The following is a 15,243-nucleotide window of genomic DNA, read 5'->3' on the forward strand; positions in this document are numbered from 1 at the left end:
CTTAGTCATCTATCGTTATCTGGGGATGGGGTATCTCTCCTTGGGATGCAAGCTCCATGTGGACGAACCTACTCATAGGGGTCGTCGTTGACGATGCCGGATAAACCTCTGGGAGGACCTTAACCCATATTGGAAAACGGCATTTAAGAGCGGTTCCCTTCACGATAGCCTCTCCCTGGGGGAGGTCCCCTATGAGGCGACTGAACTCATCTCCTACGATCTCGGCGAGTCGCTGCCGGTCCAAGTCTTCAAGGCTATGGCAGATGATATTGTTCGCGCATTGGGTGACAACGGTCTTATCTACCGTCGCAAGGCGCTGTGTGACTATCCAGAGGCCCACACCGTTCCTGCCACCGTTGGTGGCGATTTCCTTTACAATTCCGAGGAGTTTGCCTCTGACGTCTTTATCTCCTAGATCGAAGACTCCTCTTTGAGGGGCATAGTACATTGCTTCCTCAAGAATTACGACGCACCCGAACTTGCGGTTTTCTAAGGCTTCACTGAAGATCCTCCGGAGAACTTGGGCGACAACAAGATGCTTCTGGGACCATGAGTCCTTGCCGCTAGAGATGTCCATAATTACAATGCGGCGATCCTTGAGGAGCTCCACTGGGTCAAGAGGCATCAAGTCCCCGTCTGGTATAAGCTTGGAGCCCGCAATGGCGTTTAGTACTTGCTGTTGGTACTGCTTGAATTCGTCCGCCTTCTTGTTGAACCCAAGAGATTCCGCTCCCACGAACTCCACCGCCCTGCCTATATTATGCTTAGTAATAGGAGATGCCTGGGCATAGAGAATCTTCAACCCTTTTACAAGAATCTTAGCGTTCCACCATGTCTTCTGCCACCCGAACTCAGAGAGGTAGTCCTCCCAGGGAATATTTGAGGGCTGGAAGAAGCGCATCCATGGGACCTTGAGCACTTTGTCGATGCCAATACGTTTTATAAGGCTCGAGTATTCTCCATCCTTGTCCACCACGAAAAACCGAACAGGGGGATTTAGGTTAGCGGCCCTGGCGACCATGGAAATCGCGGTCGTTGTTTTCCCTGTCCCAACAGCACCGCAAATGAGTGCGCTCTGTCGGATAAGCGGATAGACTCCTAACTCAACATCAAGATCAGTGCTTGGATCAGTGCCTAGAAGTAGTTTCCAATCGCCATTGGGCTTAGTGAATCTAGCCACGACTTCTCTCTCCGCGATGCGCACTAGTGTGTTCGGACTTATGTGGTGCCTGAGTGGTCTAAGGCTCCCAGCCTCGTCAAGCCATCCCCACTGGTAGGCCCGGGCGTGGATCGTTGTGCTCTCTGGGTCACTCAAAATCCTCCCCTCTTGAAGGAGGACTTCCTCATACTCCCGTACTCTCCTATGGGGGTAGACTCCTGTTATTTGATAAACCACTGGAGAGCCATTCTTAGGATGCTTGAAGTAGACAAGGTCCCCCTTTGCGAGTTCCTTACCCCTGACGAGAACCACAGTGATCTCGTCAACCCGGTACTCCCCTGTTTTACTGTACGTGTATCCGACGATCATGTGCCCATCCACTGTCCTTCACCCCAATATGGGGCCAGATGGCTCAACTCTGCTGTGGTTCTCCCGACCCTGCCCACGATGTCTTTATACACCTCCCTGATAAACCGCCTCGAGACCTTTACTTCCTCATCTGCCCGTATTATGGGCAATGGGATGCCCTTCCAGACGCTGGAGAAATAGCAATAGTCAGCAATATCATTCAGATCTCCTAGACAGAATGCAGGGAGATCAATCCTTACCGGGGGGATTGCCCACTCTTTGGAGAGACGTATGTAAAATGAGTAAACCGGGTGGCCAATAGCGTCCATAAAAGGTGTCCTCTGTACCGACTTCATTGCCGCGGATCTTGGGGAGAAGATGTCGGTTCTCTCCCCAGACCTCAAGCAGTGGAGAAGGAGGAACGCGTCTGGGAACTCCGTTAGCCTCTGGAGTCCCAAATTATAGATGAGATACCGAGCCGAGGGGCGTTTGATGACGCCAGCTACGGATACTCCTTTCTCTCGACAAATGTTGAGGAACCCACTGACCGCATTTACGAGACGGCTTCTATCCGCCTCGCCCCCAACCATGTTCCACCAATTGCTGAACGCTAGGGGACCATCAACTAAGATGAGACGGACATCCGGATCACCCTCAACATACTGTGTCGCGGTCTCATACAGTTTTGCTTCCCGCCGAATGTTTATGATTCCTCCCAGTTGTCCCCCCTCAATACGGTATGGAAAACAGAAGGACTCAGGTTCACGGAAGAAACGCTCTCCAGAAGGGAGAGTGTAGACAAGGGCGCTAATTACTGCAAAGCGCCTAGAGGCGAGGGGAAGTATATGACTACCGGCGTCCACCCCCGCTACCTCGTTGAAGGGATCCCTCTTCGTTGCGGAGTGAATAGAGATTTTCTTTCTGATCATCTTAGCTAACTCTTTAACTACGTACAAATCTTCCTCGATCTGATTTGTCACCTCATCGAGGAGAAGGTTTCTTATCAATAAATACAGATTCGGACGCGCATTGTGGTTGAGGATGTCCATTTCAACACCCGCATTTTCCCTATCTGTTAGCACCTCTCATCAACCTCAGAATGAATATGTACAACACTTTTTTCCTTCATATTTAAACCCTATGATCATTACGAGCGTAATTTCCGATAAATGGCGTTTTATATATAAAGTAAGAAATTAACACGCTCAGAAAACACCCTCGTCTTACCGGACTCGGTCGTCACCCCAAAAGTAAAGTTAATAAGAAGAATAGGAAAAATAGGATGTACACCATGAAACAAGATTATTCTCTCAAAGAACAGGTCTTCAGGACATTCCTCGCAGATCCGAGCCTGGGCCCCAGCGAGATGACCGAGAAACTGGGGGCGAAATACAACTCCGTGAAAGCGGCATACGCGAAGCTCTGCGACGAAGGGAAGCTGAAGAGGGAGGGGCGGGGAAGCTACACTCCGGATTTAGCGGGGATCATTCTCGGCCTTATGGACCGTGTCGAGGCCCTTGAGAAACGAGAGAGATAGGGGATTGCATTGTCGAAGATATGGGAAAAAGCGTTGAAGGAGCTCAGCCCGAAAAGCAGCCAGTTCAAGGTTCTGGTCTACCTCGCGTTCGAGGGGGCTGCGAGCCCGACCCAGATAGCCCAGGAGACGGGGATCTCCCCCGGGACTGTGAGACCCGCGCTGAGAGCCCTGCTATCGAAAAAGTATGTCACCCAGGAGAGGGATAGATCCTACAAGTCTAAGGTTCCATTCACTGAGATAGTCTCCGATCTATTCACGAACGCGATACGCCGAGATTAAACCACTGCGGGATTTGAAATGGGTTCCAAAGAGCTCGATGGGCTGAGGAGGGCTGAGAGCCAGCGTCAGGTCCTCATCTACCTGATCGAGAAGGGGGAACCTTTATCGTCTCAGGAGGTCGCCGACGCTCTGGGGATTACGGTGAACGCCGTGAACATTGCGCTCTTCAACCTGAACAACAAGGGGCTCGTGGAAAGGGTCTCCCGGGGAGTCTACAGGTACAAGCTGGGGCCCATCATAGTGAAGCTACTGGAGAGATATCTGGACAGGTGAAACTGTGAGCCGGGAAGAGTTGGACGGGCTGAAGCTAGACACTGCGGCGTTTCAAGTGCTTAGCTACCTTACTTTCCAAGGTACGCCTCTCAAACCCTCCCAGATTGCTAAGGGCGCCAAGCTGAAACCGTCGACAGTTAGGGCAAGACTCTCGGAGATGAAAGATAAAGGGTTGGTAACCCAGGGCTCTGCAGGCTACCTTTCAGCGGTAAACCCCTACGACATACTCATGAAGTTGTACAGAGTTATAAAGAACGAATCGGGTGTTTGATCTCATGTCCGAAGAGAAACTGGAAAAGCTTAACCTGAAGATGGAGGCCGTTATCGGGCTCGGCAAGGCCCCCAGCCAGAACATTATTTTCTTCCATCTCTTGGGAACAGGGAAGACCATGACAGTCAGAGAAATCTCAGGAGAGGTGAACCTAACAGTCAAGGCGACCGAGAGGGCAGTCGCGAAACTCTTGGATAAAGATCTAATACAGCGGGCGCCGTTTAGGGTTCGGTCCTACTTCTGTGATAGCAAGGAGGTACTCAAGGGAATCCTGATGATGGTTCAGAACCTAAAAGAGAGGCTCGATAAAAGAGGGCTCTGAACTATTTCTTCTTCAGGGGAGGCAGGACCTTTTCCTCGATCCACTTTACACCTTCTGTAGATAGTTTGTAGTAGGGAGCCCGATCCACCGGCTTGAAGATGTGGCCTCGTTTCCTCATCTCATGGAGCCTAGCGGGGACTGTGACCTGCTTTCCACTCGCCGCCAGCCTCTTGGTGATCTCCCTGGAACTAGATTGGTGTTCTTGTAGGGCGTAGAGGATGAGGCCAATTGACGCATAGTGAGATAGTTTCGCCTTAGTGACAATGATCGGGCCTTTAAGCCTGATATCAATTATCCCCTTGAGGTCGTCCTTCGCCTGAGTCACTAAAATCTCTGAGATCCTGTTATTTACCTCCATTATAAAGTCTTGATTTAGCTTCGAGAGGGCATCCAATACCTCCTCAGTTGTGTCTCCGCTGACGTTTATCTCCCCAAATGGGGTCTTGATGGAGATTGAGATGCCGGTCATTACATCCTCTCGGTTTCTTTTATGACATATAGATAGCCCTTCTTATCATCCTTCCATCGCCTGATTCTGCCTTTCTTAACTAGCCAAATTAGGACTGGGGAGAGGGTGCCTTTAGGGAAGAAGATCGCGTTAGCCTCCATCGCTTTCTTGAGCTCAGAGATGGTTCGGGGATTTTTACCCCAATCTGTAGTGAGAAGAGCTACTACGGCGGCACCGCACTTATCAGTCCAGCTGATTTTAGGATAATCCAGTAGCTTCCGCGGGAGGTCGGGGCGATCAACCTCAAAGGCGGTGGTTACCTTCTGGACGATACTAGAGAGGTCATCGAGTGTGGACATGACTTCCTCCTTGTTCCCGCCTAGCTCTATTTCCATGTCCCCTATCCTAACCTTGAGATGAAATGGTGGACGCTCCATAGGAACACATCTGAATGGTATAAACGATAATATTTTCGGTTTAGATTATAATACTATAACGGCGCGGGCGCTATTACCTGTTCAAAGTTCTATATCCCGTTTTTCAAGTGTATCCCGGTGAAAAAGCTCAACTTACGTGGTTTTCTAAATTTCTCTTCAGAGGGATAAGGCTACATGGATGATAATGACTAATTTCAGGGACTTCATAGGATATGCCGCGATCTCTCTCTATTTGTGTTGGCTTTCATGATTGCATTCATGAAGATTCTGACATCATATCTGGGGGATTTCTCCAGAGTTCTCTATAGTTTTGAGGGGGGGCTTCTCTTAGGGATGTTACTCCTGATAGGTAATGTATCTGCGTTGATATTACACTTTGAACCTTTAGAAACCTTACTTTACCCTCTAAGGTGGATTTGTTTAAAGCTTTGCAGAGTTTGGAAAGCGGGAGTAGAAATAAGGATACTTTCTCGGGGTTCTATGATGTATCAAGCCATGATTGATAACCCGGGGACAGCCTTAATTTCGTCGTATCCGTGCGCGCTGTAAATGGCAAATATCCGTTAAATACCGTGGAAAATATTCTTACCTAAATGGCTGGAAAGGTTCTCAAGATAGGCATCGGAATCCTTGGGGGGGAGATCCTCCATACTCTGGCTAGGGCCGGCGTGGACGAGATCATTGTAGCTTGCCGCGACGAGGCGAAAGGTAAACAGAAAGCTGCCCAGGTCGCGATGGGGGCAGCTGCTCAGGGCCTCTATCCGAATATCTCGTACAGAAAGATCGATCTGAACAACGTTGAAGAGACAACTCGAATTTTAAGCGAGGTGGAACCAGATATGGTCTTCAACTCAGCCGACCTTTATCCTTTCTGGAGGTTCCATACGGATCTGCCCCGGGACGTTGCTAAGAGGCTTGGGGAAGGTGGACCTGTGGGTTATAGCTTGGCGCTTCCCTTCAGATTGCTATTGCTTTACAGACTCATGAAGGCGGTCAAGGCCTCGGGTACCGACGCCCACGTTTTATTTACCAATGATCCCTGTGAGATTATCAGCCCTATGTTAGCTGGAGCTGGGTTGGCGCCAACCACTGGTATAGGTGATTTCGCCCACATAATTGAGCCTATGCGGAGGGTCGTTAGCGCCAAGACCGGGGTTCATATCAAAGATGTTGAGGTCTATTTGGTAGCTGATTTCGCTACTTATCATCTCCTTAGGCGGAAAATTGCTCCCCCAAAATCCATGTACTTCCTGAAGGTGATTGCAGGGGGTAGCATCGTGACGGACCGTTGGGATCCTATAGAGATACTATCAGCAGCTGTGGAAGAGTCAAGATCAAAAGGGAGGAAAAGCCCAATCGCAGACCAGCATTACACAGCCTCTATCGCCGTTGGGGATATGATGGCCATCCTTGGAGATACCGGGGAGATCCGTCACTGCCCGGGGCCAGCAGGGCTACAGGGGGGATTCCCTGTTAGGCTGAACGCGAACGGTGCTGAGGTCGTACTCCCCGAAGAGATTACTCTGGATGAGGCCATTGGAATGAATGCAGAGGCCCAGAAGCTGGAGGGAATAGAGAGAGTGACCGGGGATGGGACAGTGGTCTTCACTGATGAGGCCGTAAGGATTATGGATGAGGAGATGGAGTTAAACCTCAAATCATTCAACGTGACTGAATGCGAAAAGGTGGTTGAATACTTTTGGCATGCTTACAGAGCTCTGGTGCGGAGATATAAGGACAAGCCCAAGTCCCTTGAGTTCTAGACCTATTCCTTAGAGGCAATGGCCTTTCTTACTCCCTCGGTAAAAGCATCGATCTCCTCTACCGAGTTGTAAAAATGGGGAGCAACCCTAATCGTGGAGTGGAAAATCGGCGAGCACTTAGCCCAGTCAGGCCTAGACCCACAGGGAAAAATCCCCTTTGACTTTAACGCATCAACAACTCTCTGCGGATGATGAACTTGGAAATTCAGTATGCCTGATCGGAACGAGGCTTCTTCCGGCGTTGTAACTTTGAGCCCCATTTCCCTAAGAGAGTCTCCGAGGCGCCCCGTGAGCATCAGAACCCTCTTCTCGATAAAGTTTTTCCCCGCGTCCAGCAGGAGCTTCATTGCTTCTGTAGCTGCGACGAGGCTGATATACGCTGGCGCACCTACCTCGAATCTTCTTGCATCATCCGGAAACCTCAGGGTCAGTTGATTCCGATCCTTCACTCCAGAAGTCGATCTCCAACCTGTTAGCGGGGGATCACAGTCATCGATCAGTTCTTTTCGAACGTAAAGATACCCTGATCCTGGTGGGCTGAGGAGCCACTTGTAACAGCCAGCAGCCAAAAAGTCAATCCCCGCTCTTCGCACGTCTATCTCCATAACACCTGCAGACTGTATTCCATCTACTATGAGATACGCTCCATGTTCGTGGGCTATCTCTGCGAGGGCCCTGAGATCGTGCCTGAACCCGTTGAGCCAGTGGACGTGGCTTACCACCACTGCTACAGTCTCGTCATCGACTGCCTCATCGATGTCGCTGAGGAGTACCCTCCCTTCGGCATTCTCCACGAACCTAACTTTGACGCCAGGTTCTCTGCGGAGGAATGGATAGATAACCGATGAGTACTCATAGTCGGTTGTGACGATATTAGATCCTTTGTAAGGATCGACGACTCCGGCCGCTATGTTTAGCCCTACAGAGGTATTCTCAACGAAGGCGACCTCTTCTTTTTCGGCCATAACCAGTTCAGCGAAGAGAGCTCTACCCCCATCCTCGGGAACTCCGGCATCCACTAGAGTTAGCCCAGAATGCATCGCAGAGTATAGATATTTCTGGATCGCCTCAGCTCCACATTTCGGTATTGGTCCCCGTGAGGCATGGGCAAGGTAAACCTTCTTTTCTGTAATGGGGAACTGTTCCCGGATCTTCCTGAGATCGATCATAGTCACTCAATAACCTGTTAGTAAGTTAATAAAACGAGTTTCACCTGACTCCGTCGTAGCTCGGAAAAAAGTCGCGTGCATCTTGGTCCTAGATCAAGGCGGCTGATTATGAGATAAAGGAATTCCTTGGTTGAGAAGAGGGCCTACAATTATAGTGGAGAATGGTTATGGATATATTAAAGCGGAATTGATTGTAACAGATTCCTAGATTTTGTCTAATCCCTTTGCAAGAAGGGCTCACGAAATCAGACGTAATTGTGGCTGTTTTGTAGGATAATTAGTAGAGATAATGGCTCCGAGGCACTCCTAGCCTTCACTAAGTCAGTGTTCAGCAGGCTTGAGCGCAGAAAAAAGTACAGTAAGAATCTCCTTACAAGCTGTTCCAAAAGCATAAATCTGCTAATTCTCCTCGCCAGAGAGTATACACCGTGTAAGTCTAGCTTGAATTATAGAGAACTAAAGTTCGAGTAAGAAACTCTAGTGATCTAAGTAGGTACCTTTGGAACCCTCCTCTTTGTGCCGTGCGAAGTAGGTGCCTGAGACAAAAGCCTATCGCTGCCTCACTGTTTATCATTTAATCCTTGCTTGGATGGCTTCCCGTAGGATGGTCTGAACGTCTTCTGCTCGGGCCCTCCCCCTGATCTCTACCATCATCATCCCCATCAGGGGCCCGATCGCCTTCATCCCTCTCTGTTCCACCAGTCCCTCATTCTCTGAAACCTTCGCCATAACCCGCTCCCGTAGAGCTTCCATACCTATCATACCAAGACTGAGGGCTTTAAGGGCCTCCTTAACCGTCCTATCTGGATTTAAGGCCAGCCAAGCTATGAGCTCGGGGATTGACTCCTTGGCTGTCCCCCTCTTATTGACAAGAGTGAAGATGCCCATAATCGTATGCTCTCTGAGGCTCTTAATTGGAATCCCGTCTCGCTGCAGGCTCCTCAGAGTTTCTGTGAGGGTAACGGCGATGAGCGTAGGATCGCCAAGACCTTTCCCCGCTAGTGCCTCAAAGAATTCTGAGTAGATCGAGTTCATCACTTGTTTCGCTAGCTTCTCATTTATACCGTAATCGGCCTTTAGCCTCGCCAACTTATCCTCTGGCATCTCTGGAAGCCTAGCCTCTAGGGTTTCCAGCTTTTCTGATGTAATTGGGATGCAGACAATATCGGTCTCGGGATACATCCTCGCTGCTCCGGGGCGGGGTCTTGTAAAATAGCTAGTTCCGTCGGGGTTCGCTGAGCGAGTCTCTCGGGGAATCCCATAGAGTGTCTGTTTAGCTCTATCGAGAACAGCCTCGAGTGCCTTATGTGCCTTTTTCTCCTCATCAGCGACTATAACGACTGCGTCCGATGACTTAGCCATCATTCGGTCCCTCAGAGATTGGACCTCCCCCTCTGATATGTTATAGCCGGGAAGCTCATCAGTGTGGAATATCCCTCTTACCCCAGCATGGAAACGAGCGTGGTCCGCCATCTCCGTTCCTAGTCTCCTGCCAGGGCAGAGCTCGTGGCCCACTATCTCGGCGAAACCGTGGAGCTTGACGGCTAGGACCTTTCCCCCTTTTTTTAAGACAGTCTTTAGGATATGACTTTTAGACCCTTTGAAGAGACTTGTGACATCAACAATGTTGTTCTTTAGGTCCCCCTTCTTGACGCCTCGAACAGCCAATGCGTCGGTCAGCCTAAGAAGGGCCACCTGTCTTTGGACCTCAAACTCTACAACCTTGGAAATGAGGCTCAGTTCCTGGACTCCTTTGATCTCTATAATGGCACCATCTGCTATGGAGATGTTAACATCCTGTCGGATGGAGCCTAATCCTCTCCTCACCTTCCCTGTGGCCCTTAGTATCTGTCCGATCGCGAGGGCTACCCTCTCCGCCTCCTCTGGGGAGTAGATATCTGGATCCGTAGCAACCTCTATAAGAGGTATCCCGAGTCTGTCGATCCTGTAGTGGCTTACCTTTCCATCGTCGGCAACCTTCCTAGCGGCATCCTCCTCGAGGCCCACATGTTGGATGCTATACGTCTTACCATCGGACTCTACGGAGCCGCCCGCGCTGATAATACAGGTCCTCTGGAAACCAGTAGTGTTGGAGCCATCCACCACGATCTTCCGCATAACGTGCACCTCGTCTACGGGCTTGGAACCAGACATGAGGGCGAATGTGAGGCAAATGTCCAAGGCCTCAAGGTTCAAAGGTCCTGGGGGTTCCTCGTCCATTTCAACAAAGCAGCTGGTGGCACGGTCTGCCTCGTAGAGCATTGTCTTCCCCTTAATGAACTCAAAGAGGGCGGCGGGGTCAACCTTCCCCAACTCGCTCTGGCTCGGCCTAAGCCTGCGGAGAAATGTGTACTCAGGCTTTTCCTTAAAGAGCGTGGGGGGACACTTGCAAAAGAGCTTATGCTCTGTAGCCAGTTCCTGGTGGATCTCGAGGCCTACTTTAAGCCCCAGCTTACCATAATCCATCAGCCGAACCTCCCCGTGTAAAGTGTCCTATCCGAATACTCTCCTGCGATATTCTTCTGCATCAGCACTTTAGCCGATTCTAGGTCTTCTGAGTTAGCAAGGGCCCACATCAGCTTCACGTAGGCCGTTTCCGGAAGCATGTCCCCGAGAGGTTCGACCCCTAGCCGTTGGAGCATCCGACCCGTGGTGTAGACGTTCATATTAAGTCTCCCCCAGATGCATTGGGAGGTCATCCCAACGTAGAGCCCCGCCTTGATAGCCCTATCTATGACCTCGAATAGCCTTGTACTAACATGGCCAAGGCCAGTCCCCTCTAGGATCAGCCCCTTGTAACCTTCATCAACATACCACTCCACAAGATTTGGCTGTAGGCCTGGGTAGAATTTCACAAGACCCGTCTTTTCTTCGAAACCGTTCATGATCTTAAGCGTGCCGTCGTTTCTTCTCCGATAATCGTTCTCAAACATCTCCACCTTTCCCTCAGCCACTTTAGCGAGGGGTCTGACGTTTACAGACTGGAACGCATACCTTGCACTGGTGTGTAGCTTTCTTACCTTGGTACCCCTATGGAACACAACGCCGGTGTCTGATGTAGTCTCGTGCATTCCTAGGACAACCTCGGCAAAGGGTGCATTTACAGCAGCGGTGACGACCCCCACGAGATTTGTGGCAGCGTCGCTGCTGGGTCGATCTGAACTCCTCTGGGAGCCCACAAGGATGACGGGGATTGGCAGGTTCCTCAGGGAAAAGCTGAGGGCCGCAGCAGAGTATCCGAGAGTGTCGGTTCCGTGGGTTATGACGATGCCTGCCACGCCAGCGTTGACCTTCTCCGATACCATCGTTGCCATACCAGTCCAGTGGCGAGAATTGATGTCCTCACTAAAGACGCTATAGAGGATGTCTGCTTCGACGGCAGCGAAATCGGAGAGCTCTGGGACTATGCTGAGGAGGTCCCTAGATGAGATAGCAGCATGGACTCCCCCCGTGGTATAGTCAACTCTGCTTGCTATGGTGCCTCCGGTGCTAACAATACTCACCCGAGGGAGCCCCTTCTTTATGCTTGGGAGGGGTGGAGGGCTGAACTCGGGCTTATCTGCTTCACCTATCCGCTTGACCCGCGTTAAAGCATTGAAGGTGACCCCTAAATTATATCCGTTTCTAAGTTTAAGGACGATGTGATGTTCATCATCGCTCTCAAGGCGGGGCATCAGGGAGCCTTCGTATATAGTATTCTGGGACTCTACCTTGACAAAGTCCCCAATTCCAGCTCCGATGGCTTTGAGGGCCACCTTGAGTCTCCCCCGGTAGCCTTGTAGAGAGTCCTCATCCATTTAGAATCAGAACTTCTTATGCCGCAGGGGCTTATATTTGGTACTGCATAAAAACCTATATTATTGGACATCGGAGTAGAGAGATCGTTAGATAATCTATCGCGCTATTTGTGAACTGTTTGTTCCAAATATTTTGTTAACTTGGAAATTTCAGTAAATTTCATCTGTTTATACATGCGATCACATTTCAAAATATGTTTTTTAGATGATTGAGATTTTAATTAGGGATGGAACATCTTCACCTAGAGCGGGTCCCATCTAACTCGCGGCACTAACAACTCTAGTTTCCATGATGTGATGCTCACGTACAGTGAACGTTAAACAGTTAGATTGTGACAAATAGGATAATTTTATGGGGAGCACATTTGAGTATTATCCCGTTGTTCGAGTAGTTAAATCCGTTTCAGGGTCTTTTGGTTGAAGCCCAATTTAAGAAGTTTTTCCCTGATCTCTTGGTCTGAACATCCCTTTTCCCTGAGTTTTGCTGCCATGGACCTAACGCTCTCGACAGGTTCCCATGGATACACGATCCAAGCTTTTGTTTCTGCTGCATGGTAGTCCGGTATGAAACTAGTCCAGGGTTTGAGGTGGAGGGTCGCTACCTTAAGTTCTCTCGGACTCTTACCGAACACGTGGTCTTTCGCCACCTGAAGAGAGCCCCCAGTGTCAGACACGTCGTCAACCACCAGAACGCTCTTCCCTAAAACATCGGCGTTCAGGAGGTAGACTATCTTAGGTTTTTTGGCCGAATTGTGGATGTCTGAATAGAATTCAACCTGGACACTTGCCAACCGTCTTATGCCTAGCTGGTCACAGAGTATACGTGCAGGGTTAAAGCCTCCCCTGCTAATTGCGACTATGATGTCAGGACAGAATCCGCTCTCCATGATCTTCTGGGCGAGCTCCTCGGAGAGGCGTTCAATATCCTCCCAGCTTTGGTGGAGAAGTGTGAGGTCTCCAAAGTCGTCCATCTGTGAATCCCAACTGTGTAATGACGGTTTACATATCTCGGTTATATAACTGACCCTATACCCCGAGCCCCTCGGATTTGGGAGATACGTTAAATAAACCATATGTCATTTTTTCAATGAATCCGGAGCGAGAACTATTGTTTAGAACAGCCCTTTTTGTCGGAAGGTTTCAACCATTCCATTTTGGCCACCTCCATGCAATAAAAAAGATACTTGAGGAATCGGAGGAGCTCCTCATCGTGGTGGGGAGCGCTCAGATGAGCCACGAGCCAGATAATCCTTTCACTGCAGGGGAGCGTCTCGAGATGATTGGGAAAACACTGGCCGCCTCGGACGTGCCTATGGAAAAGTATATGCTCATCCCCATTCCAGATGCCCCTACCCACAGGGTTTGGGTTTCCCAGGTCGAGTCACAGACGCCCCGTTTCAATGTGGTCTATACTAACCAGCCTCTCACTCGGAGGCTCTTGATTGAGGCCAATTACGAAGTAAAAGGGATCGATTTCTACATGAGGAATAAATACGAGGCTACGGAGATTCGGCGGAGAATACTCTCAGGGGAGGACTGGGAATCCCTTGTCCCAGCTGAGGTCTATAGGTACCTCCAGGAGATCGACGGTGAGGGTAGGATCAGGGACCTTGCAAAGTTAGACTCCGGCCGCGTTCATGATTAAAGAATTGCAGGATGATTGAACATGTGGCTTCAAGTTTCCCCCAAACTCGCTGCAAGGTTCCCTGGGCTTCGCGCCAAAACAATCAGGATGGAAGACGTCGAAGTCCACCGCCAGTCTGTTGAGCTTGAGGCATTCAAGATCGAGGTCATAGCGAATGCGCAGGCGAGATGGACACTGGACCAGCTCCGAGAGCATCCCCGGTTCAGGGCCTATAGGGACTTTTTCTGGAGGGTAGGGGTGGACCCCACAAAAATCAGGCCTGCCTCCGAAGCGCTCCTCAGAAGAGTGCTGAGGGGTCGCCGGCTCCCTATGATAAACACCTTTGTTGACGTCTACAATCTTGCTTCGGTCGAGTCCGCGATTCCTCTTGCGGCTTTCGACGAGGAGAGGCTCTCAGGCACTCTCTACCTGAGGGAAGCTGCTGTAGGGGAGGAGTTCCTTGGGATTGGGATGGCGACGCCCGTTGTTCTGGGTGGGGGGGAGCCCGTTATTGAGGATGGTAAGAAGCTGGTGGCCATCTATCCATATCGAGACGCTGAGGTGTGTAAAATCACCAAGGCCACGAGGGATGTACAGCTGTTGATCTGTGGCGTCCCTAATATCACCGAGGCCCTCCTCTCTAACGCCAGCAGGGTCGTCATTGAGTGGATTACTCGGTTCTGCGGCGGTTCTCAGACCTAGGAGGATTACTCATAATCGAGGTGGATGGTTCAATGATGGAGGGGGGCGGTCAGATCCTCCGGATGGCGCTGAGTTACAGCGCTCTGTTGGGAGTTCCGACGAGGGTCCACAACATCAGACAAGGGAGGAGTCGTCCCGGCCTTAGACCTCAACACCTCAAGACAGCAGAGGCTGTTGCCCTAATGTGCAAGGGTGAGGCTACAGGTCTGAGAATCGGATCCTCAGAGATAACGCTCCTGCCCGGCCCCATTTCGGGTGGAAACTTCGAGGTTGATATTGGTACAGCAGGTAGCATTACCCTATTGCTCCAGTGTCTAACCCCCCTTACCGCTTTTGCAGGAGCTCCCACAAGCCTTGTGGTCCATGGGGGCACTAATGTCAGATGGTCTCCTCCGATGCCTATCATGGAGAACGTGACCTGGGCCGCTTTAGAGTCAATGGGATTCCAGGGATCGCTCTCCGTGAAGAGAGAGGGTTTTTATCCTAAGGGTGGTGGGCTTGTTTCTGCAGATTTTAAATCTGTGGAGAGTCTTGCCCCGCTGATTGCTAAAGGTCAAAGAGTCTCAGCCGAACAAGGCGTCTCGATCTGCGGTAAACTCCCGGGTCACGTTGCTGAAAGACAAATGGGCGCGGCCAAAGCCCGGTTGAGGGCGGCTGGAATGGATGCCCACATTGATGTCAGGGTTAAATTAGGCAGGGAATCGCCGTTGTCTCCAGGGAGCGTCATTTGCCTGTGGGTTAGTGAGAGCCCAGGCATCTTCATTGGATCAAGCTCAATGGGGGAGAGGGGGAAGCCAGCAGAACAGGTTGGGGAGGAAGCAGTAGATGCATTTCTATATGAGGTTAGATCCGGTGCCGCCGTGGACCGCTTTACAGGTGACAACCTGATCCTCTGGTGCTCACTTGCAGAAGGAGAGTCGGATTTCACCGTGAGTCAGCTAACGAAGCACACTGAGACCGCTGTTGAGCTGGCCCAGATCTTTACAGGTGCAACTATCCGGGTAGATTCCATGGAAAACGGCGCTCGCATCCGGATAAAAGGGACCGGGCTCAGGAACCCATACATCGACTGATGGCGTGAAATCTATATTCCCCCGGGGCTTGATGGTCCTTT

General features: G+C 50.6%; 17 protein-coding genes. 9 read left to right on the forward strand and 8 right to left on the reverse strand.

What is annotated here, in order from left to right; all coding sequences use genetic code 11:
* Position 1: 1 nt before the first annotated feature.
* Both QGG23_06125 and QGG23_06130 read right to left on the reverse strand, forming a co-directional pair.
* On the reverse strand, positions 2–1,528 hold the full coding sequence (locus QGG23_06125) for an ATP-binding protein (protein MDP6049002.1): 1,527 nt from the start codon (positions 1,526–1,528) through the stop codon (positions 2–4).
* On the reverse strand, positions 1,525–2,514 hold the full coding sequence (locus QGG23_06130; GenBank protein ID MDP6049003.1) for a DNA double-strand break repair nuclease NurA: 990 nt from the start codon (positions 2,512–2,514) through the stop codon (positions 1,525–1,527). Before QGG23_06130 ends, QGG23_06125 begins: the two co-directional genes overlap by 4 nt.
* A gap of 275 nt (positions 2,515–2,789) precedes the next feature.
* Here QGG23_06130 and QGG23_06135 point away from each other — a divergent pair, with 275 nt between their 5' ends.
* The 5 genes from QGG23_06135 to QGG23_06155 are packed head-to-tail and all read left to right on the forward strand — an operon-like array spanning position 2,790 to position 4,189.
* Complete coding sequence (locus QGG23_06135) at positions 2,790–3,044, forward strand: hypothetical protein (GenBank protein ID MDP6049004.1); 255 nt, start codon at positions 2,790–2,792, stop codon at positions 3,042–3,044.
* A 9-nt stretch (positions 3,045–3,053) separates the two neighbouring features.
* Positions 3,054–3,323, forward strand: a complete 270-nt coding sequence (locus QGG23_06140; protein MDP6049005.1) for a MarR family transcriptional regulator — start codon at positions 3,054–3,056, stop codon at positions 3,321–3,323.
* An 18-nt stretch (positions 3,324–3,341) separates the two neighbouring features.
* Positions 3,342–3,596, forward strand: a complete 255-nt coding sequence (locus QGG23_06145) for a winged helix-turn-helix transcriptional regulator (protein MDP6049006.1) — start codon at positions 3,342–3,344, stop codon at positions 3,594–3,596.
* 4 nt (positions 3,597–3,600) lie between these two features.
* Positions 3,601–3,867: a MarR family transcriptional regulator gene (locus QGG23_06150; protein MDP6049007.1), complete on the forward strand. Its 267-nt coding sequence runs from the start codon at positions 3,601–3,603 to the stop codon at positions 3,865–3,867.
* Between the two features lie 4 nt (positions 3,868–3,871).
* The gene (locus tag QGG23_06155; GenBank protein MDP6049008.1) at positions 3,872–4,189 is read left to right on the forward strand and encodes a hypothetical protein; all 318 of its coding nucleotides are present in this window, start codon (positions 3,872–3,874) and stop codon (positions 4,187–4,189) included.
* A gap of 1 nt (position 4,190) precedes the next feature.
* On the opposite strand, the gene QGG23_06160 is transcribed toward QGG23_06155, so the two are convergent.
* Positions 4,191–4,658 carry a hypothetical protein gene (locus QGG23_06160; GenBank protein MDP6049009.1) on the reverse strand — a complete coding sequence of 156 codons (468 nt, stop codon included), beginning with the start codon at positions 4,656–4,658 and terminating at the stop codon, positions 4,191–4,193.
* Complete coding sequence (locus QGG23_06165) at positions 4,658–5,074, reverse strand: hypothetical protein (protein ID MDP6049010.1); 417 nt, start codon at positions 5,072–5,074, stop codon at positions 4,658–4,660. Before QGG23_06165 ends, QGG23_06160 begins: the two co-directional genes overlap by 1 nt.
* A 593-nt stretch (positions 5,075–5,667) precedes the next feature.
* Between QGG23_06165 and QGG23_06170 the strand changes: the two genes are divergently transcribed.
* The gene (locus QGG23_06170; protein ID MDP6049011.1) at positions 5,668–6,837 is read left to right on the forward strand and encodes a saccharopine dehydrogenase NADP-binding domain-containing protein; all 1,170 of its coding nucleotides are present in this window, start codon (positions 5,668–5,670) and stop codon (positions 6,835–6,837) included.
* A gap of 2 nt (positions 6,838–6,839) precedes the next feature.
* Here the strand turns inward: QGG23_06170 and QGG23_06175 are convergent, their stop codons facing one another.
* From QGG23_06175 to QGG23_06190, 4 genes are all read right to left on the reverse strand, one after another.
* Positions 6,840–8,006, reverse strand: coding sequence for an aminotransferase class V-fold PLP-dependent enzyme (locus QGG23_06175; protein MDP6049012.1), 1,167 nt, complete (start codon positions 8,004–8,006; stop codon positions 6,840–6,842).
* Between the two features lie 570 nt (positions 8,007–8,576).
* Positions 8,577–10,472 carry a Glu-tRNA(Gln) amidotransferase subunit GatE gene (gene gatE, locus QGG23_06180; GenBank protein ID MDP6049013.1) on the reverse strand — a complete coding sequence of 632 codons (1,896 nt, stop codon included), beginning with the start codon at positions 10,470–10,472 and terminating at the stop codon, positions 8,577–8,579.
* Positions 10,472–11,803: a Glu-tRNA(Gln) amidotransferase subunit GatD gene (gene gatD / locus QGG23_06185; GenBank protein MDP6049014.1), complete on the reverse strand. Its 1,332-nt coding sequence runs from the start codon at positions 11,801–11,803 to the stop codon at positions 10,472–10,474. The genes gatE and gatD overlap by 1 nt, the downstream gene beginning before the upstream one ends.
* A 392-nt stretch (positions 11,804–12,195) precedes the next feature.
* Positions 12,196–12,774 carry a phosphoribosyltransferase gene (locus QGG23_06190; GenBank protein ID MDP6049015.1) on the reverse strand — a complete coding sequence of 193 codons (579 nt, stop codon included), beginning with the start codon at positions 12,772–12,774 and terminating at the stop codon, positions 12,196–12,198.
* A 137-nt stretch (positions 12,775–12,911) separates the two neighbouring features.
* On the opposite strand from QGG23_06190, the gene QGG23_06195 reads away from it, so the two are divergent.
* The 3 genes from QGG23_06195 to rtcA are packed head-to-tail and all read left to right on the forward strand — an operon-like array spanning position 12,912 to position 15,202.
* Positions 12,912–13,448: a nicotinamide-nucleotide adenylyltransferase gene (locus QGG23_06195; GenBank protein ID MDP6049016.1), complete on the forward strand. Its 537-nt coding sequence runs from the start codon at positions 12,912–12,914 to the stop codon at positions 13,446–13,448.
* Between the two features lie 21 nt (positions 13,449–13,469).
* On the forward strand, positions 13,470–14,129 hold the full coding sequence (locus QGG23_06200; GenBank protein MDP6049017.1) for a phenylalanine--tRNA ligase beta subunit-related protein: 660 nt from the start codon (positions 13,470–13,472) through the stop codon (positions 14,127–14,129).
* Positions 14,093–15,202 carry an RNA 3'-terminal phosphate cyclase gene (rtcA, locus tag QGG23_06205; GenBank protein ID MDP6049018.1) on the forward strand — a complete coding sequence of 370 codons (1,110 nt, stop codon included), beginning with the start codon at positions 14,093–14,095 and terminating at the stop codon, positions 15,200–15,202. Before QGG23_06200 ends, rtcA begins: the two co-directional genes overlap by 37 nt.
* The last annotated feature ends 41 nt before the right edge of the window (positions 15,203–15,243 follow it).

The organism is Candidatus Bathyarchaeota archaeon, from assembly GCA_030739585.1.
GTDB lineage: Archaea > Thermoproteota > Bathyarchaeia > TCS64 > TCS64.